Origin of the sequence: Ruegeria sp. HKCCA5463 (assembly GCF_013034175.1) — a bacterium.
Lineage (GTDB): Bacteria > Pseudomonadota > Alphaproteobacteria > Rhodobacterales > Rhodobacteraceae > Ruegeria.
This window is the reverse complement of the sequence record NZ_WQFL01000006.1, coordinates 139236-162769: the sequence shown is the minus strand read 5'-3', so window position 1 is coordinate 162769 and position 23534 is coordinate 139236. Positions and strand designations below refer to the sequence as shown.

The 23534-nt window shown below is 57.3% G+C and carries 20 protein-coding genes; 10 read left to right on the top strand and 10 right to left on the bottom strand.

Annotated elements, in window-relative coordinates:
- The first annotated feature begins 133 nt into the window (after window positions 1-133).
- The 10 genes from GOW09_RS14085 (at window position 134) to GOW09_RS14040 (ending at window position 11398) form a co-directional block, all read left to right on the top strand.
- Window positions 134-1393 carry an ABC transporter substrate-binding protein gene (locus GOW09_RS14085; RefSeq protein WP_152460266.1) on the top strand — a complete coding sequence of 420 codons (1260 nt, stop codon included), beginning with the start codon at window positions 134-136 and terminating at the stop codon, window positions 1391-1393.
- Between the two features lie 92 nt (window positions 1394-1485).
- Window positions 1486-2412, top strand: a complete 927-nt coding sequence (locus GOW09_RS14080; protein WP_171119269.1) for a carbohydrate ABC transporter permease — start codon at window positions 1486-1488, stop codon at window positions 2410-2412.
- Window position 2413: 1 nt separating this feature from the next.
- Complete coding sequence (locus GOW09_RS14075; protein WP_170345350.1) at window positions 2414-3262, top strand: carbohydrate ABC transporter permease; 849 nt, start codon at window positions 2414-2416, stop codon at window positions 3260-3262.
- On the top strand, window positions 3259-4599 hold the full coding sequence (locus GOW09_RS14070) for an alpha-glucosidase/alpha-galactosidase (RefSeq protein ID WP_171119268.1): 1341 nt from the start codon (window positions 3259-3261) through the stop codon (window positions 4597-4599). Before GOW09_RS14075 ends, GOW09_RS14070 begins: the two co-directional genes overlap by 4 nt.
- A gap of 58 nt (window positions 4600-4657) precedes the next feature.
- Window positions 4658-6364, top strand: coding sequence for an IlvD/Edd family dehydratase (locus tag GOW09_RS14065; protein WP_171119267.1), 1707 nt, complete (start codon window positions 4658-4660; stop codon window positions 6362-6364).
- Window positions 6364-7128 (top strand): SDR family NAD(P)-dependent oxidoreductase, encoded by a 765-nt coding sequence (locus GOW09_RS14060; protein ID WP_171119266.1) that lies wholly within the window; start codon window positions 6364-6366, stop codon window positions 7126-7128. Before GOW09_RS14065 ends, GOW09_RS14060 begins: the two co-directional genes overlap by 1 nt.
- A gap of 4 nt (window positions 7129-7132) precedes the next feature.
- Window positions 7133-8026 (top strand): 2-dehydro-3-deoxygalactonokinase, encoded by an 894-nt coding sequence (locus tag GOW09_RS14055; RefSeq protein ID WP_171119265.1) that lies wholly within the window; start codon window positions 7133-7135, stop codon window positions 8024-8026.
- The gene (locus tag GOW09_RS14050) at window positions 8023-8628 is read left to right on the top strand and encodes a 2-dehydro-3-deoxy-6-phosphogalactonate aldolase (RefSeq protein WP_171119264.1); all 606 of its coding nucleotides are present in this window, start codon (window positions 8023-8025) and stop codon (window positions 8626-8628) included. The genes GOW09_RS14055 and GOW09_RS14050 overlap by 4 nt, the downstream gene beginning before the upstream one ends.
- Window positions 8625-9485, top strand: a complete 861-nt coding sequence (locus GOW09_RS14045) for an SMP-30/gluconolactonase/LRE family protein (RefSeq protein ID WP_171119263.1) — start codon at window positions 8625-8627, stop codon at window positions 9483-9485. The genes GOW09_RS14050 and GOW09_RS14045 overlap by 4 nt, the downstream gene beginning before the upstream one ends.
- The gene (locus GOW09_RS14040) at window positions 9482-11398 is read left to right on the top strand and encodes a beta-galactosidase (protein ID WP_171119262.1); all 1917 of its coding nucleotides are present in this window, start codon (window positions 9482-9484) and stop codon (window positions 11396-11398) included. Before GOW09_RS14045 ends, GOW09_RS14040 begins: the two co-directional genes overlap by 4 nt.
- A 40-nt stretch (window positions 11399-11438) precedes the next feature.
- On the opposite strand, the gene GOW09_RS14035 is transcribed toward GOW09_RS14040, so the two are convergent.
- The 10 genes from GOW09_RS14035 to GOW09_RS13990 all read right to left on the bottom strand — a co-directional run bounded on the left by GOW09_RS14035 (window position 11439) and on the right by GOW09_RS13990 (window position 23533).
- Window positions 11439-12710, bottom strand: coding sequence for an ABC transporter permease (locus tag GOW09_RS14035; protein WP_171119261.1), 1272 nt, complete (start codon window positions 12708-12710; stop codon window positions 11439-11441).
- Window positions 12707-13627 carry an ABC transporter permease gene (locus tag GOW09_RS14030; protein WP_171119259.1) on the bottom strand — a complete coding sequence of 307 codons (921 nt, stop codon included), beginning with the start codon at window positions 13625-13627 and terminating at the stop codon, window positions 12707-12709. Before GOW09_RS14030 ends, GOW09_RS14035 begins: the two co-directional genes overlap by 4 nt.
- Before the next feature lie 12 nt (window positions 13628-13639).
- On the bottom strand, window positions 13640-14752 hold the full coding sequence (locus tag GOW09_RS14025; protein WP_152460254.1) for an ABC transporter ATP-binding protein: 1113 nt from the start codon (window positions 14750-14752) through the stop codon (window positions 13640-13642).
- Between the two features lie 116 nt (window positions 14753-14868).
- Window positions 14869-15993, bottom strand: a complete 1125-nt coding sequence (locus GOW09_RS14020) for an extracellular solute-binding protein (protein WP_171119257.1) — start codon at window positions 15991-15993, stop codon at window positions 14869-14871.
- A gap of 146 nt (window positions 15994-16139) precedes the next feature.
- Entirely contained in the window at window positions 16140-18104 is a 1965-nt protein-coding gene (locus GOW09_RS14015) for a beta-galactosidase (RefSeq protein WP_171119255.1), read from the bottom strand.
- A complete protein-coding gene (locus tag GOW09_RS14010; protein ID WP_171119254.1) occupies window positions 18101-19747 on the bottom strand; it encodes an amino acid ABC transporter permease in 1647 nt (548 codons plus the stop codon). The genes GOW09_RS14015 and GOW09_RS14010 overlap by 4 nt, the downstream gene beginning before the upstream one ends.
- Window positions 19748-19811: 64 nt before the next feature.
- Window positions 19812-20561 carry a basic amino acid ABC transporter substrate-binding protein gene (locus tag GOW09_RS14005; RefSeq protein WP_171119251.1) on the bottom strand — a complete coding sequence of 250 codons (750 nt, stop codon included), beginning with the start codon at window positions 20559-20561 and terminating at the stop codon, window positions 19812-19814.
- 22 nt (window positions 20562-20583) lie between these two features.
- Window positions 20584-21630, bottom strand: a complete 1047-nt coding sequence (locus GOW09_RS14000; RefSeq protein WP_171119249.1) for a LacI family DNA-binding transcriptional regulator — start codon at window positions 21628-21630, stop codon at window positions 20584-20586.
- Window positions 21630-22379 (bottom strand): sugar phosphate isomerase/epimerase, encoded by a 750-nt coding sequence (locus tag GOW09_RS13995; protein ID WP_171119247.1) that lies wholly within the window; start codon window positions 22377-22379, stop codon window positions 21630-21632. The genes GOW09_RS14000 and GOW09_RS13995 overlap by 1 nt, the downstream gene beginning before the upstream one ends.
- A gap of 71 nt (window positions 22380-22450) precedes the next feature.
- Entirely contained in the window at window positions 22451-23533 is a 1083-nt protein-coding gene (locus tag GOW09_RS13990; RefSeq protein ID WP_171119245.1) for an ABC transporter ATP-binding protein, read from the bottom strand.
- Window position 23534: the final 1 nt, after the last annotated feature.

Sequence of the window (23534 nt, the reverse complement as noted above, 5' to 3'; positions counted from 1 at the left end):
ATTCTCCTCCGATTATCCCTCGCCATCCTCACGAGGGTCTTGACAACAGTAACCGAGTCGATGTGTAGTTTTCAATATATAAAACAAGGTTTCATTATTTGGAACTTTGCAGGAGACCAACAGGGAGGAAACCATGTATTCAACTTTCAAGCGCACGACGGCTGCGCTGGCGCTTGGTGTCGCGATGGCGGCGCCAGCTGCTGCGGAACTCACCGGAGATCTGCGGATTTTTCTGGACACATCGAACCCGGCGCCACGCGCGACGATGGAGGCGATGATCGAGCGTTTTGGGGCACAGCATCCGGGGTTGGAAATCGAAACAACCGTTATCGACCGCGAGGCGTACAAGACGCAGATTCGAAATTTCCTGACAGCTGACACACCGGATGTGGCCACGTGGTACGCGGCCAACCGTATGAAACCATATGTCGAGGCGGGTCTGTTCGAGGATGTTTCAGATTTGTGGGCCGAGCCCGAAATCGCCGACAACCTCGCTTCGACCAAGGGCGCGTTGACAATCGACGGCAAGCAATGGGGCGTGCCCTATACCTACTATCAGTGGGGTGTCTACTATCGCAAAGACATCTTTGACGAGCTAGGCCTGAGCGAGCCGACCACTTGGGAAGAAGAACTGTCCAACTGCCAGAAAATCGTCGATTCCGGACGGGCCTGCTATACTATTGGCACCAAGTTCCTTTGGACCGCCGGTGGCTGGTTTGATTATCTGAACATGCGGACCAATGGTTTCGACTTCCACCAGCAACTCGCCAACGGCGAAGTCAGCTGGGAAGATGATCGGGTAAAACAGACTTTCGCCAACTGGAAACAGTTGATCGACATGGGCGCCTTCATCGACAATCACCAGACGTATAGCTGGCAGGAAGCCCTGCCCTTCATGGTCAATGGTGAGGCAGCAGCCTATCTGATGGGCAACTTCGCAGTGGCACCGTTGCGCGATGCGGGCCTGACGGATGACCAGCTGGATTTCTACCAGTTCGTCGCGATCAATCCCGATGTTGAGCTGGCCGAAGACGCCCCGACCGACACGTTCCACATCCCGGCCAATGCTTCGAACAAGGAAGCTGCGCGCGAATTCCTGCGTTTCGTGGTCTCTGCTGATGAACAGACCGAAATCAACAACGGCGCAAATCTCGGCCAATTGCCGGTCAACGCGCAATCCGCCGTGGATGACGACAAGTTCCTGCAACAGGGCTTTGAAATGCTTTCGTCCAACAGCCCCGGTGGGGTAGCCCAGTTCTGGGACCGTGACGCGCCTGCGGAAATGGCCAAAGTGTCCATGGAAGGTTTCCAGGAATTCATGGTCAAACCCGACAACTTGGACCGGATACTGGCCAAACTCGAACGCGCGCGCGAGCGTATTTACGATAACTGACCAGGCAAGGGTCGGGCCAAAGCCCGGCCCACGCTCCTTTGAATCGTAGGGCGGGTTCCGACCCGCCTTGCTCCAACAGACCCGAGTTTCCCATGACAGTTGCAGCCGACGCCTCAGAACAGGAAAGCTGGTTCCATCGCAACCAACAACGCATCGCACCCTGGCTGTTTCTGGCCCCCGGGATGCTGTTCTTTTTGGTCTATGTGATTATCCCGGTATTCCAGTCCTTCAACCTGTCACTTTACGAGTGGGACGGCCTGGGCGCTGCGGAATACGTCGGCTTTCGCAACTACGAAGACCTGTATTGGGAATGGGTAGACCGGGATGCCTTCTACATCTCGATGAAGAACAATCTGATCTGGCTGATCCTGTACCTGGCAGCGATTCCGGCAGGTTTGTTCATCGCCCTGTTCCTGAATCAGACCGTTTGGGGCATCCGCCTGTATAAGTCCCTGTTTTTCTTTCCTTTCGTGATTTCCCAAGTCGTGGTGGGGCTGGTGTTCACCTGGTTCTACGATCCGACCTTCGGGTTGCTGAACGAATTCCTCGGCTTCTTCGGCCTCGGCCCGGTAAACGTGTTGGGCGATGAGCGTTTCGTGACCTATGGCATCATCTTCGCCGGCCTCTGGCCACAAACCGCCTATTGCATGATCCTGTACCTTACCGGCCTGAACGCTGTAGACCCGGAACAGATCGAAGCAGGACGCCTGGACGGGGCCAAGGGTTGGAAGATGCTTTGGCACATCATCATTCCACAATTGCGGCCCGCAACCTTTATCGCGTTTGTCGTGACCATCATCGGCGCATTACGGTCTTTCGACCTGATCTCAATCATGACACAAGGCGGACCTTTCGGATCCTCCCGCGTGCTGGCCTATTACATGTTCGAGGTCGCGCTGTCCGAATATGGCTTCCGCATGGGTTATGGCGCGGCCATCGCCGTGATCCTATTCCTGATCATGTTGTGCTTCATCGCCTACTTCCTGTGGTCGATGTACCGTGAAGAGAAGGGGCGCTAAGATGTTTCCCAAACCCATCGAAAAACAACCCCGCGCGGCGCAGATCACGTATCAAGCCATGCTTCCATTGGCCCTTCTGTTGTGGCTGGGTCCCCTGCTGGCGGTTGCTCTTTTCTCGGTAAAACCCGCTGCTGACTTCACCAACGCAAATTACTGGGGAATGCCGTCCAGCTTTGAGGGCGCCTTCAACTATGGTCAGGTGTTCTTCAACTCGGACATGCCGCGATACCTGCTGAATTCATTTATGATCACCGTCCCTACCGTGATCGGAGCGGTGGCCCTCAGTTGCATGACCGGCTTCGCGCTTGGCATCTACAAGTTCAAGTCGAACCTCTGGATCTTTTTCATGTTCGTGGCCGGGAATTTCGTGCCCTTCCAGATCCTGATGGTGCCGGTGCGCGACCTGACCCTGCAACTTGGGCTCTACAACACCAAGACCGGGCTGGTCCTGTTCCACATCGCATTTCAGACCGGGTTCTGCACCCTGTTCATGCGCAACTTCATCCGCGCCCTGCCCTTTGAACTGATCGAGGCCGCACGGGTCGAGGGTATCAGCGAATGGCGCATCTTCTGGTACGTGGTCCTGCCGCTGATGAAGCCCGCGATCGCCGCGCTCAGCGTGCTGATCTTCACCTTCATCTGGAACGACTATTTCTGGGCCGTCGTCCTGACGCAAGGCGCAGAAAGCCAGCCTGTAACTGCCGGAATCACCAGTTTCAACGCACAATTCCGCGCCGCTTATCAATTGATGAGCGCGGGCTCCATCGTGGCGGCTCTGCCACCGGTGGCCATGTTCTTCCTGATGCAGAAACACTTCATTGCGGGTTTGACCCTCGGAGCTGTGAAATGACCAAAATTACCTTTATCGGTGCCGGGTCCACAATTTTCATGCAGAACATCGTTGGGGATGCTCTGTTAACCCCTGCACTGGCCGACAGTCACTTTGCGCTTATGGATATCGACCCCCAGCGCCTTGCGGAAAGCGAAGCAGTTGCGCGCTCCATGATCCGCTCGGTCGGGGCCGGGGCGACAGTCTCGACCCATACCGACCGCCGCGCGGCGCTGGACGGGGCCGATTTCGTCATCACCGCGTTTCAGGTGGGGGGATACAAGCCCTGCACGATCACCGATTTCGAGATCCCCAAGCAGTATGGCTTGCGTCAAACCATCGCTGATACGCTGGGCGTCGGAGGGATCATGCGAGGCCTGCGCACGGTTCCGGTGCTTTGGGGTGTCGCAGGGGACATGATGCAACTCTGTCCGAACGCGACAATGCTACAATACGTAAATCCGATGGCCATCAACACCTGGGCACTGGCCGAACGCTTCCCGACCCTGAAACATGTGGGTCTTTGTCACTCGGTTCAAAATACAGTCGAGGAACTGGCCCACGATCTGGATCTGCCAAAGGATGAGTTCCGCTACAAAGTCGCGGGCGTCAATCACGTCGCATTCTTTCTGAAACTGGAACATCAAGGTCGCGACCTGTATCCGGCACTGCGCCAGGGCTATCACACGGGGAAATTCCCGAAGGCACCGCTGCTGATGCCGCGCTGCCCCAACAAGGTGCGGTACGAGGTGATGGATCACCTGGGCTATTTCTGCACAGAAAGCTCGGAACACCTGGCCGAATACGTGCCGTGGTTCATCAAGGAAGGGCGACAGGACCTGATCGAGGAATTCTCCATCCCGCTGGACGAATACCCCACCCGCTGCGTCGAGCAGGTCGAGATGTGGAAGGAACAGGCCAAGACCCTGACCGACGGGCGCAATATCGATGTCACGCGCAGCCACGAATTCGCGGCCGAACTGATGAACGCGATCGTTACGAACACGCCCTACATGGCCTATGGCAACCTGCCCAACACCGGCCAGATCCCGCAACTGCCCATGGGCGCGGCGGTCGAAACCCCCTGCCTGGTGGACAGCAACGGCGTACAGCCTTCTGTCGTGACCGACATCCCGCCGCAGTTGATTGCCCTGATGCGCACCCAGATCAACGTACAGGAACTGACTGTTCGGGCCCTGACAGAACAGAACCCCGAATACATCTATCACGCCGCGATGATGGATCCGCACACCGCCGCCGAACTGGACCTGCGCCAGATCCGCAACCTTGTCACGGATCTGCTGACGGCCCACAACGATTGGCTGCCCGACTGGTGCCGCCCGGCCCGCGCCGCCTGATCTTCATCTTTTCACAAATACTCAGATCCAACTTCCGCCAAGAAAAACAAAGCCAGAAATGACAAAACGCCGCTCACAACATTGGTATGGAAAACTCGACAAGGATGGCTTCATCCACCGGTCGTGGATGAAAAACCAGGGCTTTCCCGACCACGCTTTTGATGGACGACCCATAATTGGCATCTGCAACACCTGGTCGGAACTGACCCCCTGCAACTCGGGCCTGCGCGATCTGGCCGAGGGCGTAAAACGCGGCGTGTGGGAGGCGGGCGGCGTTCCGGTAGAATTCCCCGTCATGTCGCTGGGCGAAACCCAGATGAAACCCACTGCGATGCTGTTCCGCAACCTGCTGGCCATGGATGTCGAGGAATCGATCCGCGCCTATGGTATTGACGGGGTCGTTCTGTTGGGCGGCTGCGACAAGACCACGCCGGGGCAGTTGATGGGGGCGGCGTCAGTCGATCTGCCTTCGATCGTCGTCAGTTCAGGCCCGATGCTGAACGGTAAATACCGCGGGCAGGATATCGGGTCCGGCACCGATGTCTGGAAATTTTCCGAAGCGGTTCGGGCTGGCGAAATGACCTTGCAGGATTTCATGAACGCCGAATCCGGCATGTCGCGCAGCGCTGGCGTCTGCATGACCATGGGCACCGCGTCCACCATGGCGTCGCTGGTCGAGGCGATGGGCATGAGCCTGCCCACCAATGCCGCGCTTCCGGCGGTCGACGCCCGCCGCATGGCGCTGGCGCACATGACAGGCCGGCGCATCGTCGAGATGGTCGACGAAGACCTCAAGCCCTCGGACATCCTGACCAAAGAGGCGTTTGAGAACGCCATCCTCGCCAACGCGGCCTTAGGAGGCTCGACCAATGCGGTGGTTCACCTGCTGGCGCTGGCGGGACGTGTTAGGGTTGACCTGACCTTGAAGGACTTTGAAATCGGATCCGAAATACCACTGCTGGTCAACTGCATGCCGTCGGGCAAATACCTGATGGAAGACTTCTGCTACGCAGGCGGCATGCCGGTGGTACTGAATGAACTCAAATCGTTCCTGCGCCCGGCAAAGACGGTTCTGAACAAGGATATCTCGGCTCACTTCGAAGGAGCCGAGTGTTTCGATACCGACGTCATCCGTCCCTTCGATGATCCTGTAAAGCCCGCTGCCGGCCTGCGTGTTCTGCGCGGCAACCTTGCGCCGAATGGGGCCATCGTCAAGCCTTCGGCGGCCACTGACGCGCTTCTTGAAACCGAGGGCGAGGCTTTCGTGTTCGACAACATCGAAGACCTAAAGGCCAATATCGACCGTGAAGACCTGCCGGTCACGACCAAGAGCATCCTAGTGCTCAAAGGGTGTGGCCCCAAAGGGTATCCGGGCATGCCCGAGGTCGGCAACATGCCAATTCCGGCGAAATTGGTGAAAGAGGGTGTACGAGACATGATCCGGATCTCGGATGCCCGCATGTCGGGAACAGCTTATGGCACCGTCATTTTGCATGTCAGCCCCGAAGCACAGGCGGGTGGCACGCTGGCGCTGGTCAAAACCGGAGACCGCATCCGTGTTTCAGCCAGCAGTGGCGAACTGGAACTGCTTGTGGACGAAAACGAACTGAACGCCCGCCGCGCCGCGTGGCAACCGGATGATCCGCACTACACTCGCGGTTACGCAAAACTTTACATCGACCATGTGCTGCAAGCGGATCAGGGGGCGGATCTGGATTTCCTTGTTGGCAAAGACACCCGCCTCGTGACCAGAGAGAGCCACTGATGACCCAACCAGCTACATTCCACGATCTCAACGGGGCCTCCGTCTATATCACCGGCGGTGGCTCGGGCGTTGGTGCGGCGCTGACAGATGGATTCATGGCACAGGGGGCCAATGTGGCCTTCATTGGTCGGTCGGATGCCAGCGGGTTTGTCGAAGAGATGCGCGACAAGCACGGCCGCGCGCCGCTGTTCCTGCAAGGCGACATGACGGATACCGAACTGCTGCACGCGACGATGGTCAAAGCTGCCGAGGCTCATGGCCCTTTGAACGTTTTGGTAAACAATGCGGCCAACGACCAACGTCATACGCTTGAGGAATCCACGACGGAATTCTGGGACTGGATGATCGAGGTGAACCTGAAAGCCTATTATTTCGCGTGTCAAGAAGCCGCCCGGCAAATGAAAGATGGCGGGGCAATCATCAATTTCAGCTCGATCAGTTACATGATGGGCAATGCTGGCTATCCGATCTATACGACCTCGAATGCCGGGATCACGGGGATGACACGGTCATTGGCACGAGAACTTGGGCCGAGGAATATCCGCGTAAACGCTCTGGCCCCCGGCTGGGTTCTGACGCAAAAACAGTTGGATAAATGGGCCACACCCGAGGATCTGGCGGCCCATTTGGACCGGCAATGTCTGAAAGAGCACCTGAAGCCCGAGGATATGATAGCACCAACACTTTTTCTGGCGTCCAGGGCCAGCCATGCGATGACCGGGCAATGTATAGCTGTTGACGGCGGCGTTGTGGTTTCGGGGTGATGTTATGAATACTGAATGGATCGCCGTCGACTGGGGAACATCTCATTTACGGGCCTGGGCCATGCAGGGTTCGACTGCGCTGGACCATGCGCAATCCGGCAAGGGCATGGCGCATGTCGGGCCTGACGGGTTTCAAGCCGCACTGCTGGATTTGATCGAAAACTGGTTGCCCGGCGCGCCGGTGGATGTGGTCGCTTGCGGAATGGTCGGCGCACGCCAGGGCTGGGTGGAAGCCCCTTATTCGACCGTGCCCTCGGACCCCTTGCCGGATGTCCCTATCCGCGTACCCGGATCAGACCCGCGCATTCGGGCCTTTGTCATACCCGGTCTGAAACAGACAACTCCGCCGGATGTGATGCGGGGTGAGGAAACCCAGATTGCCGGATTTCTGGGCACGCGCCAGAATTGGGATGGCGTTATCTGCCTGCCCGGAACCCACACGAAATGGGTTCAGGTAAGCGCTGGCGAGGTTGTAAGCTTTCGTACCTTCATGACGGGTGAGTTGTTCGACCTGCTGTGTGGTCAGTCCGTGCTGCGGCACTCTGTAGGCCCGGGCTGGGACGAAGACGCCTTCGCCGAGGCGGTTGCGGATACGTTGTCAAAGCCCGAACAATTGGCTGCGCGTCTCTTTAACTTGCGAGCGGCAGACTTGCTGCAAGGTCAGGCCAAAGCCACCGCGCGTGCGTGCCTTTCCGGAATGTTGATCGGGGCCGAACTGGCCGCGACACGGCCCTATTGGCTGGGGCAGCAACTGGCCATTATCGGGGCGGAAGGCGTGTCGCAGACATATGCAACAGCCCTGCAACGGCAAGGCGCGTTCGTGGAAACCGCAAACGCCACCGAGGCAACTCTGGCCGGGCTTGCACTGGCCCGAAACATGACAAGGCAAACCGCATGAGCCGTCCCATCATCGCCATATTGCGTGGCTTGCAACCACACGAAGCCAATGCCGTTGGCCGCGCCATTATCGATGCCGGCATCGACCGGATCGAAGTGCCGCTCAATTCTCCGGATCCGCTCGACAGTATCGGCACTTTGGTTGATGCGTTTGGAAATCAGGCCCTGATCGGCGCGGGCACTGTTTTGACAGTCGATCAGGTGGACGCTGTGTCGGTCGCCGGAGGCAAGTTGATCGTATCGCCCAACTATGACGCCGAGGTCATCAAGCGTTCCGTCGCGTTGGGCCTGCAAAGCTGGCCGGGGGTTTACACCCCAACCGAAGCTTTTGCAGCCCTCAAGGCCGGGGCCACCGGGTTGAAGCTGTTCCCTGGGGTGATGGCTGGTCCGGCGGGTTTGGCCGCCTTACGTCCGGTTTTGCCCATAGGCTCGCTTGTTTTTGCCGTTGGCGGTGCCGGACCCGACAATTTCGGGCAATGGATCAAAGCGGGCGCAGATGGCTTTGGGATAGGCTCTGCACTTTTCAAACCCGGAATGGATGTCGCCGAAATCGCCGAGCGCGCCCGGCATATCGTTACGGCCTATGACGAGGCCGCCGGATGAGCACCATCTTTGACGACCGCCCCTGCGAGTTGGGCGAAGGCCCGTTGTGGCATCCTGAAAGGCGTCAGCTTTTCTGGTTCGATATCATAGGCAAACGTCTGATGACCCGCGAGCGGGGAATGCCCAAAAGCTGGAGCTTCGATGAACATGTCTCCGCCGCGGGCTGGGTGGATCGCGATACGCTTCTTATGGCGTCGGAAACGGGGCTGTGGCGTTTTGATTTGCAATCCGGAAAGCGGAACTTGATCACGCCTCTGGAAGCCGACAACCCCGTCACCCGTTCAAACGATGGCCGCGCCGATCCGTGGGGCGGGTTTTGGATCGGCACAATGGGCCAGCAGGCGGAACCCGGCGCCGGATCAATCTATCGCTTCTGGAGAGGCGAGTTGAGGCGATTGGTTCCAGATGTAACAATCTCAAACGCGATCTGTTTTGCCCCCGATCGTTCGGTGGCCTATTTCTGTGACACCGCAACGAAACAAGTCAGGCGCTGGCGTCTGAACGCCGAAACCGGTTGGCCGGAAGGCGACAGCGCAGTTTTTCTGGATTTGCGCAAAGAAGGTCTGAACCCGGATGGTGCGGTCATCGATACCCAGGGGAATATCTGGATTGCACAATGGGGTGCCAGCCGGATTGCGGCATACACGGCCGACGGCATGTTTCTGAAGGCCGTTGCATTTGACGCATCCCATACGTCCTGCCCCGCTTTCGGGGGCGATGAACTGAATACGCTTTTCTGCACAACGGCCCGTCAGGGATTGAGCGCAGAAGCAATAGACAACCAACCGACCAACGGCATGACTTTTGCCGCGCGAAATGCAGGTCAGGGTCAGGCAGAACACAAGGTCATCTTATGAAGCCGGAACTGGGCGTTTGTTATTATCCTGAACATTGGCCAGAGGCGATGTGGGCCGACGATGCCGCGCAAATGGTCGAAACAGGCCTGACATGGGTGCGCATTGGCGAGTTCGCGTGGAGCCGCATCGAGCCGCAATCCGGCGTATTGCAATTCGAATGGCTGGATCGCGCGATTGAGACACTCGGAGCAGCCGGATTGAAGGTCGTGCTGGGCACGCCAACCGCAACGCCGCCGCGCTGGATGTTGGACAAACACCCGGACATGCTGGCTGCCGATGAAAATGGCAACCCGCGCAAGTTCGGATCCCGGCGGCATTACTGCTTTAGCCATCAAGGCTATATCGACGAATCTACCCGCATCGCCCGGATATTGGGTGAACGGTACGGTAAGAACCCGCATGCGGTCGCGTGGCAGATTGACAATGAATATGGGTGTCACGACACCACTCTCAGCTACACCGCTGCTGCCCAACAGGCGTTTCGCCATTGGCTGGCCGAACGGTACGGAACAATTGAAACGCTGAACCGGGCGTGGGGCAATGTGTTCTGGTCGATGGAATATCGCAACTTCAGCGAAATCGACTTGCCCAATCAAACCGTGACCGAGCCGAACCCGGCTCATGTACTGGCATTCCGGCGTTTCAGTTCGGATCAGGTCGCGGCTTTCAACAAAGCACAGGTGGATACGCTGCGGCCGTTGACTGATGCGCCGCTCTTGCACAATTACATGGGCCGTATTCTGGACTTCGACCATTTCAAAGTTGGCGCGGATCTGGATATCGCTACCTGGGACAGTTATCCGATCGGTTTTCTGTCGGACCGGCTGGAAGCCGACGACGCGCACAAGACCGCCTTTTTGCAACAGGGCGATCCGGACATGCAGGCGTTTCATCATGATCTCTACCGGGCGGTCGGGCGTGGCCGTTGGTGGGTGATGGAACAACAACCCGGCCCGGTGAATTGGGCACCGTATAATCCGGCGCCGCTGCCCGGAATGGTGCGGCTTTGGTCATTGGAGGCGGTTGCTCATGGCGCCGAGGTGGTGAGTTATTTCCGATGGCGGCAAGCCCCGTTTGCGCAAGAGCAAATGCATGCCGGCTTGCTGACGTCGAACAATCACCCTGCTGCTGCACTGGCAGAAGCCCGTCAGACCGCAGATGACCTGAACTCGTTGGGTGCGGTGCAACAGATACAGGCCAAAGTGGCCATTCTGTTCGATTACGCCTCGGACTGGGCGTGGTCCACACAACCACAAGGCGCGGGATTTGACTATTTCCGATTGGTTTTTTCGGCATATCGCGCGCTGCGACGGGCCGGTCTGTCGGTAGACTTTGTTTCGGCGAAGGACATTCCAGGCAATTACTCGGTGATCTTTGCCCCCGGTTTGGCCACAATGGATCCTGATGTGGAACAACGTCTGGCTGAGAGATGCGATCTTGCCATTCTGGGACCGCGCAGCGGCGCGATCACCCGCGATTTTCAAATCCCTGAAAAGGGCAGACCCGGTCTGAGCAGGATCGATTGCGATGTTGATCTGGTCGAAACTCTGCCGCCCACGGTTGAACGCGCGGTCAAGGGTGGCGGAACGGCGCAGCATTGGATCGACCGATTGTCAGGAACGGCCCAAGACCTGCTGAGTTTCGAAGACGGAACACCTGCTCTCAAGGCAGGGGACGGAATCTGGTACTTGGCCGGCTTCCCGGATGCAGACCTTTGGGACCGCGTGATAGCCATGGCGGCGGAAGAAGCCGATTTGACATTGCGCAGGATGCCGCAAGGCCTGCGACTGCGCGAGACGGCCAATCATGACTTCCTGATCAACTACAACGCAGGGCCGGTGGATTGGAACGGGCTCACCGTCGAAGGTTGTGACGTCAAAATCCTGAAACGCAATCCGCCCGAACCGACCTGAGGTCAGTCCGGGCGGGTGCCGAGATTACGAAGCTGCGCTGCTATTCGTCGCTTTGCAGGCTATTGGGGTCAAACACCCCGCCGAAACCACTGTTGTTGGACGGAGCGCTTTCGGAGTCAGACCCACCATCTGCGCCTTCGTTTTCGTCACCCCCTAAAGAGTTCGGTGCAAAAACATTGCCAAAGCCGCTGTTGTTCGACGGTTTCGGGGTGGTTTGAACACCGCCCTGTTCCGCTTCTTCAGCTTCGCGTTGCTTGAGGCGTTCTTCACGCTGTTTGCGCAACTCCTGAATACGCTGTTCCGCTTCCAACTTCTTCTGCTCGCGGACATCGGCGATACACTGCGCCGGATTGTAGGTGGCCGCAGTGCCGACAACTGTGATCGTTGCGACGGCAAATACAACCAGCAGAACCGCTGCCATGTTGCCGGAAAAGAAGCTGGGCAGTTTGATCTTGCCGGCCAGCTCTTCAACCGTCGCGTTCTTGCGCGCCGCTGCCACCAGTTCCTGACGTTTCAGCTTGGCTTCGTTCAGCAGAGCGAAGAACACTGTCAGCGCCACGATGATGAAGGCCAGCGCCGAGATCGCGGGTGTGATGCCATAACGGACCTTTTGGGCCAGTTCGATCGTCAACGTCGGGTATTCACCGAAGGTAAAGGTGGTGGTGTTGTAGTTTTCGAACGATGCGAGGAACGCCAACACCGCTGCCGATGCAATCGCCGGGCGCATGAACGGCAACAGGATCTTGCGGAAGGCCTGTGCGTGGCTGGCACCAAGGTCCAGCGCAGCCTCGGTCAAGGCCACGTCGTATCGCTGCAAGCGTGCCACCAACACCAGCATGCAGTAGCTGGCGATAAAGGTTGATTGGCCGATCACCGTCAGAAAAATGCCATTTGACAGGAAGCTGTCCGCCCCCAGTCCCAGCATCCGGTTGATACGATCCCAGAACACCAGCGTCGAGATACCCAGAACAACACCCGGGATCAGGATCGGAGCGATAATGATCGTATAGTAAGTCGCCCGAAGTTTTGGCCAGATCTGGGTCAGCATCAGTGCACCCGCCAGACCCATGGCCACTGACAGGATGACCGTGCCGATCCCGATGATCAGTGAGTTCTTGATACCGTTCAGGATGCGCTGATCCTGAAACAGCTCGCCAAACCACTGGAAGGTCAGACATTCCCACGGGCTCATCCGTGGGAAGCCGGACGAGTTGAACGCGGTGATCGACATGATCACAAGCGGTCCCAGCAGATAAAGGAAGAAGATCGCCAGATAGACCCAGATGCTTATGCGGAGAAAGGAATTGTTCATTTCCCGATATCCCCCATGTTCACTTTGAACAGGCGCATCATGGCCAGCACGAACAGGATACAGGTCACCAGCAGGACGATCGCGTAAGCAGCCCCTTGCGGCCAGTCGTTGTTATCGTTGAACTGCTGATAGATCAGCTGTGTGAACCACAGCGACGAAGGCCCGCCCAGGATCTGCGGTGCCGCCAGCGCGCCCGCAGACAGCATGAACACCATCGTACAGCCCGAACTGATCCCTGGCTTGGCATAAGGAATGACCACACGCCAATGTATCCGCCACCACGGCGCACCAAGGTCGCGCGCGGCTTCGATCTGATTTTTATCCAAACTTTCTATGACGTTATACATTGGGAAGATCATCAGCAGAATATAGGCATAACCCAGCCCGGCATAGAGCGCGATATCGTTCCGGATGAAGTCGAACGGCGTATCCCAGACCCCCAGCCCCACGAACAACGTGTTCAGAACACCGGTTTCACCGAAGATAATGCGCAACGCAAAGGCGCGCAGGATTTCGTTGATCCAGTAAGGGATGATCAGCATGATCGCGAAGATGCGGATATGGCTGCCTTCGGACTGCCCCAGATAGTAGGCGATCGGATAGCAGATGATCAGGTTGAAAATCGTCACGCAAACGGCCGCCACGAGGGTGCGGAAGAACACCCGCAGGTCAACCGTATTGTAATCCTGACTGCCGCCTTCAGGGCCGTATATCAGGTACTTGTAGTTCTCCAGCGTATAGACGTCCTTCGGCCCGCCAATCTCTGGAGGCGGGAGGTTTGGACGGAACGAGAAATCCAGCATCGACAGCTGCGGCAGGATGATAAGGCCGATGGTCCAGAACAGAACCAAACCCAGGATCGCCAAGCCCATACCGGTGCCGTTGCGATTGAAGAATTCTTTCAGAAATCGGGGCATGAGATCGTCCCCCTATTCCGCTGCCAGTTCACCGGCAGGAACGATGACCGCGTTATGCGTCTCGTATTCCAGCGTGATGTTCTGTCCGGTGTGGTCCTCGAAAGATTGCCCATGGTTGGGGATCGAGACCTTGATTTCTTTTCCGCCTTCACCTTCTGTGAAGATGTTAAAGACGTTGCCCTCGAACTCTTCATGATTGACCCGGGCGGTGACGAAGTGATCGCCCGTTGCGCCATCGGGGGCAATCGCAAAGGCCTCGGGACGGATGAACATCATCGCGTCATCACCTTCTTTCATCTTGCCCTGATTGGCCGTCGAAATCCTTGCCACCAGATCACCCGAACGGTTGGTCGCGATCAAAGCTTCCTTGCCCATCACTTGCTTGATTTTCCCGCGGAACACATTGTTTTCGCCAACGAATGAAGCCGCGAAAGCCGTGTTGGGATCGTTGTAAATCGTCTTCCCGTCGGCGATTTGATCAATCACACCGGCACGCATGACGGCGATATTGTCTGACATGGTCAGCGCTTCGCCCTGGTCGTGTGTGATGTAGATGAAGGTAATGCCCACGCGCTGCTGAATTTCACGCAACTCGGTCCGCATGTGCTGGCGCAGCTTCAGGTCAAGTGCCGAAAGGGGCTCGTCCAGCAACAACACGTCTGGCTCAGCGCAGAGTGCCCGGGCAATCGCAACACGCTGACGTTGACCGCCTGACAATTCGCTTGGCAGCTTGTCCCCTTGCCCCGGTAACGCAATCATGTCCAGAAGCTCATCGGCGCGCCTGCGGCGTTCGGCAGCACTGGCCCCTTTGATTTCCATGGAAAACGTGATGTTTTCCCAGACCTTCATCAGCGGGAACAATGCGAGGTTCTGAAAGATCAGCGCCGTCGGGCGCTTGTTGGGCCCGATACCGCGCATATTGTTGCCACCAATCAGGACGTTGCCTTCGCTTGGTTCAAGAAAGCCGGACACTGCCCTCAGAATGGTTGTTTTTCCGCAGCCCGATGGCCCGAGGAACGAAAAGAAATCGCCCCCGTTGATGTTGACGTTTGCATCGCGCACGGCGACGAAGTCGCCGAAACGGATCCACAGGTTTTCCAGATCGACTCCGACCCCTGCACTCATTTTTGGTTTCTCCCTGAGGTGCGTGTTGTCACCACACAGTATTAGTGTCCGCCACGCCGGGACGGCGCGCAGATGGGTGCCCCCCGCAGGATGCGGAGGGCGAAGGTTCGGAACGCTTAAGCGCTCTTGAACTTGTTGACGAACTCGGTCCGGGTTTCAGCATACCACGGCGCTTCTGCCGGCCACGGATTGAGATTGGCCAGCGAGTCGCCCGGATAGGCCTCGGCAAAGTTCTTCTTGTAGGTGTCGCCGGAATACTGGTCGGCGCCCAATACCGGCGAGTTGTAGCCGTGGCTGTCAATGGCAACACCGGCCGGCTTGGCCTGATAGGCAAAGTCGATGAAAGCGTAAACCTGATCGATATTTGCGGCACCAGTCGGCATGGACATACCATCCACCCAAGCCATCGCACCTTCGACAGGCGCCTGATAGTGCACCGGCTCGCCTGCGGATTTCAGTGCAAGGGGTGGGCCGTCCCAGGTTTGGCCAACAATAACGCCTTCGTTCAGAAGACCGTTCTTCTGTGTGTCGGCGTCGTTCCAGATCAGTTTGATGCGGTCCTTGCGTGCAACGCACCAATCGGTGATCTGGCCCCAAACCTTACGCATAGTGTCTTCATCACCATATGCCGCCCAGACCGAACCCGGCTCCATCTCGCCAGCGCGTTCCATATAAAGGCCGGCGCCCAGCATCATGGAATGCGCGCGACCCATGGTTTTCCCGGCGTTCGCTTCCGACCACACGTCGCCATAGGACGGCGCATCACCATCCGGTAGCCACAGGTCAGTACGGTAAGCGATTCCTTCTGTACCCCAGATATGCGGCAGCCAGTGCGCACCTGAATCGCCAAAGTTCCACGCATCAGTACCAATCTTGGCCATGGCAGGGTTCACCAGATCGATCGGAACCTTGTTCATGTCGAATGGCTGGAGCAGCTCCAGCGGTTCCCACTGCAACGACCGGTTGTTGGTCGGTGAAACGATATCAAAACCCTGGCCCTTGGTGGCCTTCATCTTGTTGATGATTTCTTCGTTCGAGCCGATGCCGGTGTAGTTCACCTTGATTCCCGTAAGGGTCTCAAACTCTTCAATGAAGCTGGGCGGCAGGTAATCCGACCACATCAGAATGTTGATTTCGCCCGACGAAGCCAGAGCGCTCTTGCTGTACAGGGGTGCCGCAAGTGCTGCGGCGCCCGCGCTTTTCAGCACAGAGCGTCTCGAAAGAGTCGAATGTTTAGTCATAAGTGTTCTCCCGTTGTTGGATTAGTTTGTTATTGTTTTTTATTCATAGGACTTTCTGTGCCCGTACGTCAGTCCAAAAGTGACAGTTTGCGGAATTCTTATGTCCAGTTTTGAGTCTTGACACGTTTTGGTTGAATTTCAAGGCGTTAGTTTTCCTCCCAGACAGTGAAATCGTATGCACAGACCGGATCGGAGCCAAGCAGCATGCGTCGTGATCCACCGCCAGGCAGGGGTTTGGACATGTCACCAAAATTGAAGGCAAAATGCAACGTACCGCGCCGGGTTGCGCGTAAGTCTGGATCGCAGTCCAGAGGTTTCAGCCCTGCCCATTCCAGGACATCGCGCATAATCTCGTGCAAGAGCGCACCGCTGGGGACCATGGCCAGATATGTTGCACGATCCGACCGGACGACCGCTGGGCTGCCGTCGCAATAGGCACTTTTGAAGCGCGCCAGGACATTTGCCTCGGTCTCGACGATTTCGCGCCACCCACTAAAGTCAAAGAGCTGACCGTTTTGCAACTGCACAGAATCTCTCGCAATATCCGGGAGCGATTCGACACGGGCAACTCGGACGCCGGTCAGATCCGCCAACACACCCGGCGCCAGATTTGAAGGGGTGTGCATTTGAGCTGTCTTGCTGCCGGACCGGGCACCAATCAATAGCTTTGCCCCCGAAGCATCAAGTCTTGCGGCCAGATCCGGGGTCACGATCATGCTTTGCGGCAGCACGATCAGGGCGTAACCTTCCAAACCATCCTCGGTACCAACAAAATCAATGTCCACCCCCAGACTGCGCAAGGCGGTGTACCATTCGCGGAAGATTTGGGAATTGGGGAAGTCATCATCATGCGGCAGAATATCGGCCGCCCAGATCGAAGCGTAATCCAGCATCATCGCCACCGAGGCTTTTACGCGCGTCGTTGACGGGAGGTTTTCGCGATCCTTCACAATCTGAGCCAGTTCGAGCGCGGCTTGATCCAGACTGTCATCCGAGCGCAGCAAGGCTGTATGGTATTGTTCCTGCGCGAACTTTGCCTGTCGCCATCGAAAGAACATCACAGCTTGCGCGCCGTGTGCATATGCGGCCCAGGTCCAAAGCCGAACCATCCCTTCGGCTGGGGAAGGGTTCTGTGCCGCCCAGTCCACCGGCCCCGGCTGTTGTTCCAACACCCATACCCGCCCCCGCCCCTGACTGCGATACAAGTCGCAATGAAATCCCTGATAGTCAGGCGCACCGGTTCGCAGATAACGGCGCTTTTCCTTCTCTGACAGGGTTGAGCCCATCAGATTACCCAGCGGGTAGCTGTCAAAGCCGACGATATCCAGATCGGCGGCCACTGCGTGGTGATCAAATTCGAAACTACCGGCCATGAAGTTGTGCGTGATATCTCGACCCGGCGCATGTTCGCGCAGCACGTCCACCTGTGTCTTGTTGAACAACCGCACCCGGTCCGAAGAATAGCGCCTGAAATCAAGGGCATGGGTGGGGTTGGGTGTAGCAACCAAACCATTGGGCAGTTCAATCTGGTCAAAGCCGGAATAGAGGCTCCCCCAGAACACGGTCCCCCAGGCCTCGTTCAATGCGTCAATTGTACCGTATCGTTTTGCCAGCCATCGCCGAAATCCCGCCCGTGCGGCATCGGAATAGCTGAGAACGGTGTCGTGGTCATTGTACTCATTGTCGATCTGCCAGGCATGGACATGAGGGTTCTGGCCATACCTGGCGGCATATTCCGTGGCGATCCTTTGCGCCTCGGCCAGGTACACGTCACTGGAAAAACAATAATGTCTGCGGGAACCATAACCCCTGACCCGGCCGTCCGGGCCAACCGGCAGAATTTCGGGGTGCTCATCAATCAGCCACTTGGGTGGCGCAGCCGTTGGAGTCGACATCATAATCCGCAGACCGGCCCGCCCCAGAATCTCGATGACGTCATCCAACCAGTCCCAGTGAAACCGCCCGCGTTCCGGTTCAATCAGACCCCAGGTGAACTCGGCGATCCGAACCCAATCCAAACCCATCCCGGCCATCCGCGCGGCGTCACTGCGCCACTGGGACGGGTCCCATTGTTCGGGGTAGTAGCAAACCCCAAGCTCCAGTTTGCTCATCGGTTGTCCTTTGCCGTGCGCCGTTCGATCCATTTCAGGAAGCTTGCGCAACAGAGGGTGAGTACCACGTACAGAATTGCTGCCGTATTGAACGGCGCAAAGGGCAGAAAGCTAGCTGCCTGAAACTCTCGCATCCTTTGGGTCATGTCGCGGACGGACAGGATGGACAGCAACGAGGTATCCTTGATCATCGCGATAAATTCGTTGCCCAATGGCGGGGTGACGATCCGCAGGGCTTGTGGCAGAACGATCAGCCGCGCCGTCTGCCAGCGCGACAAGCCCAGCGAACTGCCTGCTTCCAGCTGCCCTTTCGGGATGGCCTCGATCCCAGATCGGAAAATTTCAGCCATATAGGCCGAATACCCGACCGAAATCGCGATGATCCCGCGTGTCATGTTGGTCATATCAATGCCGCCGCCCGTGGCATCCTTGACCGCGCCCGCCAAGGGCAGGCCGATGTAAAGAATGATCACCAACATCGGAATGCCGCGTATCGTGTCCACGAAAAATTCGGCCCCGACGGCCAAGGGATGCAGCTTGTGCTGTGCGCCGCCAATGGTCAGCGTCAGCAGCAGAAAGCCGAAAACAGCAAAAGCCAGAGCGGGATTCCGGTATTTGTCAGGCAAGAAACGGGTCTGCCACAGAACCGGATAGCCTTGTGAATGAGCATCCTCGGGAACAAACGCTCCGGAAACGCTGTCTACGGTTTCAATCTGCTCCAGGGCGGCCGCTGCATCAGTGGCGCTGCGTATGCGGTATTGTTGTTCGCCGGCACCGTCGAACTCTCCAAACCGGATGATGTCAGCCTGCGCCTGTGGCGTGCCGCGCACAATGGCGATGCGCCCTTCGGTGCTTCCGACCAGAACGTAACTGACCTGCGGCTGCACGAAGAAAAAGGCTGATATCGCAAGCAATGACAGGCTGATGGAACCATACAGGATCGTGGTGCGCGCCCGTGGTTTGAACGATTGCAGCCCCACCCAGATCAGGCCCAGAATGGCCGAGAAGATATAGGCGAAGATGGCTGCGCGGAACGTAATGGCAACGCCCGTCGCGAACTGCCAGTAGGCCATGAACATCAGATAGAACAAAACCGCACCTGTAAGGCATTCCAGCCCCAAAAGAACGCGCCCGCGCCAAGGGGGTTGCAACGCCGCGGACAGCAGGCTCAAGGCGACAACAGCTGTGTATGCGGCCAGAAGAACTTGCAGTCCTGTTTGAACCTGGGTCACGACTTCGGGATACAACACCCACGTCTGACTGGACCGGTCGATCAGGGTTGATGTGTTCTCGCTGAGCGCATGAAAGAAAACGGATTCCGCGAAGGGCATCAAAAGCTGTGGAGATACAAAGCTCATGACCAAAAGCGCAACTGACGCGGGCAGCGCCGCAAGGGCCGAAACCCGCAACCAGCCGGGGGCGTGATTGGTAAAACGTGCATGCCGGGCGCAGAGATATCCAAGGATTGCAACCGAGACGATCAGCAGAAAGCCGACGAAAATCGGCCCTGCATTGTTGCCGATCCCCAGAATTGCGATCAGAGATCGCAGATATTTCGAGGACGTGGCGAACAGATAGATGATGAAGGGAGCGGCTGCGAGCAATACAAGATTGCTCGGGCGGATCGTGCTGAGACGCGACATGGAACTTCTCCGCTGAAACATGGCCCGGCAGCCTTAGCCCCCGGGCCCAGAAAGGCTTGAAGGATCAGTTTGTGCCCCAGTATTTGGCCTTCAGCGCGTCCAGCGTGCCGTCTTCCTGAATGGCGGCGAGACCGGCATTGATTGCATCCACCGTCGGGTCACCTTCCTGAAACACGATTCCCAATGGATCCGATTGCAGGCCTGTGATGCCCACGGTCAGTTCTCCGGCAAACTCCTGCTCGTAGGCCGCGGCAGAGGTGCCATCGATGATCACCCCTTGCACGTCTGCGTTTTGAAGCGCCAGAATAGCCGCCGAGAAGTTGTCGTAGAGGCTGACATTCTCGCGCCCTACAAGCTCTTCCGCCAGTTGGGCGTTGGTCGTCGCTGTTTGTGCCGCCAGTTTCTGGCCACCCGCTTTGAAATCCTCAAGCGTCATATCCGCGTTGTCGACTTGCAGCAAAATGGCCTGGCTGACAACGATGTACGGTTCGGAAAAGTCCATAGTTTCTTCACGTTCGGGCGTGATCGATACGCCCGAGATGACCAGGTCGAACTCACCCTGTTGAAGCGCCGCAAAGATACCGTCCCAAGCGGTGTTTACGAAATTCGGAACGCAATTGATCTTTTCACAGATTGCATTCATCACATCGACATCAAAGCCTACGATTTCACCGGTTGTTTCGTCGACGGTTTCCATCGGGGGATAGGTTGCATCCGTTCCGATCTTGAGAACGCGACCTTCCAGATCGGCGGCAAAAGCCGCCGGCGCTGTCAGCATTGCAAGCGTTGCAACGGCAAATAGGTTTTTGAACATGTTCGGTTTCTCCTCTGTTGGCTCAGTTGGTCTGCGCCATGCCCGGCGCCGGGGTGTCAGGTTGCCGCTCGATCAATGTGGCCCTGATCTTTTTTTGCGTTTCCGACGGATCAACGCCGTCCAGTGCTTTAAGCATGAATTCCCCCAGCATGCGGCTGGTCTCGCCTATCGGCAAATAGTAGGTGCTGGGCGGGGGTATGAAATACTGGCTAAGCTTCAGATCGTCGTTTGAAATAACAACGACATCCCTGCCGACCTGAACGCCCATGTCGGCCGCAGCGGACAAGGCGCCAAGGGTCATCGCCTCGTTCGCGCAAATGATGGCGCTTGGCCGGTTGTGCATTCGCATGAGCGCCGCAAAGGCCCTTTGCCCGGTCTTCGCCGTGGTCGGGCCGGGATAAACAAGGGCCGGGTCAAACTCCATGCTACCTGCTGTCAGAGCATCTGAATATCCCTGGCGACGTTGACGGGCATAGATCAGGTCATCCGGCGGGTTGATAAGCGCAATCCGCTTATGCCCCAATGCCAGCAGCCGAGCCGTTGCATCAAAAGCAGCAGCCTGACTGTCGAGATCCACGTAAGGATGTGGTTGGGCACTGTCACTCATCCCGTATGTGACAAACGGAAAACCTTTGTCTTGCAGATAGGCGATACGCGGGTCATTCACGCGAGTTCCGGAAAAGATCACGCCGTCTGCCAACCCTTCCTGCACGATGGAATGTAGGGTCTGCAATGCGGCTTCAACATCTCGTACACTGAAGACGCTCAACTCATAGCGTGACCCTTGAACCGCGTCGGATATTCCGGCCAGGATCCGGGTAAACTCCACACCCTCCCACTCTTCAGCGGCACTGCCCGAGACGCTGACCAATACCGCAATCCTGTAGGATTTTTTGGTGCGCAGTTTCAGGCCGTCCAGATTGACCCGATACCCAAGCTCGGACGCCGCCTTTTGGATCTCCTCCCGCGTTTCCCGTTTTACCGAAGAAGCGCCGCGCAGTGCGTTTGAAACCGTGCCGACTGAATAGCCGGTCATACGGGCGATCGATTTGATCGTTGCCCGCGCCATCAGCCGATGCCCCCAAGCCGTTCAGTCAAAAACGACCGCCCCGTTTGCAAGGTGCGCCTGTGATCGGCGGTTTCATCATGCTCGACGAAAAGGTCGGTGCACTTGGTGGTTGAAAGAGCTCGTATCGTGGCGTCCCAATCGACAACACCCTCACCCGGATTGCGCCAGCGTCTGTCGCCGGATCCGCCCTGCGGATCCACGTCCTTTGCATGAACAGACAGGATGCGATCCGCATGGCGCGCCAGCAGGTCAGCCGCGTCCTGACCGGCCGCGACGATCCAACCGATATCAGGCTGCCAATAGATGTTTTCTTGCGCCAGAATCTGTTCAAGAGGCGTTTTTCCCGGCGCCCCGAACAGATCAAAATCGTGGTTGTGATAGGCAAGACTAACGCCGTGATCTCCTAGTCGATCTGCCCAATCGGACAACTGGCCCGACACTGCCTTCCATCCCTCGACAGTGCCGGGCCGCGCCTGTGGCGCCAGCCAAGGCATGACCGCCACCTGGCATTCCAAAAGGTGCAGTACTTCAACGATGTCGTCGAAACGCTCGTGGAACTCCTCCCAATCGAAATGTGCAGAACGAAGGTTAAGACCTGATTGATGGACGATGCGCGCCATCTCTTGCGGTGTCATGTCATGCAGACTGGTGGTTTCGATATCTGAAAACCCGCAAGCGGAAACCAACTTCAGTTGGTCCGTGAGGTCACCGCATTGCCGAACCGTGTAAAGCTGCGCCGATACCCGCATTTTTCACCATTGAAACGTTTCAATTATGGTGAAACACAAAACGCAATTCTGTCAAGAACTGCGTTTCGCTGCTATTTGCGCATGGACAATCCATTGTGGAACAGATGCACCTTGTCCGGTGCGGCCGTGACCGAGACCGTCTGGCCGCGCAGGTTGCGCTGAACTCCCGGCAGCTTTGCAATGACTGCATCCGCACCATCGGTTTTCTCAAAATACAGCAGCGTGACTTCGCCCAGGGCTTCGGTGAAATCCACCTTGCCGGACAGAATCGCGGATTCTTCCGTCATGGCCAAGTCTTCGGGACGCACCCCGATATTGACCTTTTTCCCCAGGTCACTGTCTTCGGTTGGAACCGCGGATCTTGCAATCCCGCCTGATGACAGTTCGACGGTGGTCATTTCGCCGGTTCCGGTGATTGTGCCGGACAGCACGTTCATGGAAGGCGAACCGATGAACTGCGCAACAAACTCGTTGTCAGGCGCCTCATACAGTTCAAGCGGTGTCCCGACCTGCGCGATGCCCTTGTTGGCCAATACCACGATCCGACTGGCCAGTGTCATCGCCTCGACCTGATCGTGGGTCACGTAGATCATGGTGCTGTCAGGCATGGCCTCTTTCAGACGCGCGATCTCGATCCGCGTGGCCACCCGAAGTGCCGCGTCGAGATTCGAGAGGGGTTCGTCGAACAGATACACCTTTGGGTCACGTACGATCGCGCGCCCGATGGCAACCCGTTGACGCTGCCCTCCGGAAAGAGCTTTTGGCAGGCGGTCCAGGAATGGTTCCAGCTGAAGGATTTGAGCGGCACGGTCTACGGCAGCATCAATCTCGGCCGTGGGCATCTTCGCGATTTTCAGGGCAAAGGCCATGTTCTCGCGAACGGTCATGTGGGGATACAAGGCATAGCTTTGAAACACCATCGCGATGCCCCGCTGTGCAGGCGGAACATCGTTCATGACCTGCCCTTCGATTTCCAGCGTGCCGCCTGTAATCTTCTCCAACCCGGCGATCATCCGCAGCAGGGTGGACTTGCCGCATCCGGAAGGACCGACAAAAACGATCAATTCGCCTTGTTCGATGTCGAGGTTGATGTTCTTCAAAACATCGACAGGGCCATAGGACTTGGCGACGTCCGTGAGGTTGAGTTCAGACATG

What these genes read in the sequence shown, in the direction of transcription:
- GOW09_RS14015 (WP_171119255.1), bottom strand. Translation starts at nt 18,104, where the DNA reads ATGAGCAAACTGGAGCTTGGGGTTTGCTACTACCCCGAACAATGGGAC.
- GOW09_RS14025 (WP_152460254.1), bottom strand. Translation starts at nt 14,752, where the DNA reads ATGAGTGCAGGGGTCGGAGTCGATCTGGAAAACCTGTGGATCCGTTTC.
- GOW09_RS14000 (WP_171119249.1), bottom strand. Translation starts at nt 21,630, where the DNA reads ATGGCGCGGGCAACGATCAAATCGATCGCCCGTATGACCGGCTATTCA.
- GOW09_RS14085 (WP_152460266.1), top strand. Translation starts at nt 134, where the DNA reads ATGTATTCAACTTTCAAGCGCACGACGGCTGCGCTGGCGCTTGGTGTC.
- GOW09_RS14055 (WP_171119265.1), top strand. Translation starts at nt 7,133, where the DNA reads ATGAATACTGAATGGATCGCCGTCGACTGGGGAACATCTCATTTACGG.
- GOW09_RS14040 (WP_171119262.1), top strand. Translation starts at nt 9,482, where the DNA reads ATGAAGCCGGAACTGGGCGTTTGTTATTATCCTGAACATTGGCCAGAG.
- GOW09_RS14005 (WP_171119251.1), bottom strand. Translation starts at nt 20,561, where the DNA reads ATGTTCAAAAACCTATTTGCCGTTGCAACGCTTGCAATGCTGACAGCG.
- GOW09_RS14035 (WP_171119261.1), bottom strand. Translation starts at nt 12,710, where the DNA reads ATGAACAATTCCTTTCTCCGCATAAGCATCTGGGTCTATCTGGCGATC.
- GOW09_RS14045 (WP_171119263.1), top strand. Translation starts at nt 8,625, where the DNA reads ATGAGCACCATCTTTGACGACCGCCCCTGCGAGTTGGGCGAAGGCCCG.
- GOW09_RS14020 (WP_171119257.1), bottom strand. Translation starts at nt 15,993, where the DNA reads ATGACTAAACATTCGACTCTTTCGAGACGCTCTGTGCTGAAAAGCGCG.
- GOW09_RS14080 (WP_171119269.1), top strand. Translation starts at nt 1,486, where the DNA reads ATGACAGTTGCAGCCGACGCCTCAGAACAGGAAAGCTGGTTCCATCGC.
- GOW09_RS14065 (WP_171119267.1), top strand. Translation starts at nt 4,658, where the DNA reads ATGACAAAACGCCGCTCACAACATTGGTATGGAAAACTCGACAAGGAT.
- GOW09_RS13990 (WP_171119245.1), bottom strand. Translation starts at nt 23,533, where the DNA reads ATGTCTGAACTCAACCTCACGGACGTCGCCAAGTCCTATGGCCCTGTC.
- GOW09_RS14070 (WP_171119268.1), top strand. Translation starts at nt 3,259, where the DNA reads ATGACCAAAATTACCTTTATCGGTGCCGGGTCCACAATTTTCATGCAG.
- GOW09_RS14010 (WP_171119254.1), bottom strand. Translation starts at nt 19,747, where the DNA reads ATGTCGCGTCTCAGCACGATCCGCCCGAGCAATCTTGTATTGCTCGCA.
- GOW09_RS14075 (WP_170345350.1), top strand. Translation starts at nt 2,414, where the DNA reads ATGTTTCCCAAACCCATCGAAAAACAACCCCGCGCGGCGCAGATCACG.
- GOW09_RS14030 (WP_171119259.1), bottom strand. Translation starts at nt 13,627, where the DNA reads ATGCCCCGATTTCTGAAAGAATTCTTCAATCGCAACGGCACCGGTATG.
- GOW09_RS14060 (WP_171119266.1), top strand. Translation starts at nt 6,364, where the DNA reads ATGACCCAACCAGCTACATTCCACGATCTCAACGGGGCCTCCGTCTAT.
- GOW09_RS13995 (WP_171119247.1), bottom strand. Translation starts at nt 22,379, where the DNA reads ATGCGGGTATCGGCGCAGCTTTACACGGTTCGGCAATGCGGTGACCTC.
- GOW09_RS14050 (WP_171119264.1), top strand. Translation starts at nt 8,023, where the DNA reads ATGAGCCGTCCCATCATCGCCATATTGCGTGGCTTGCAACCACACGAA.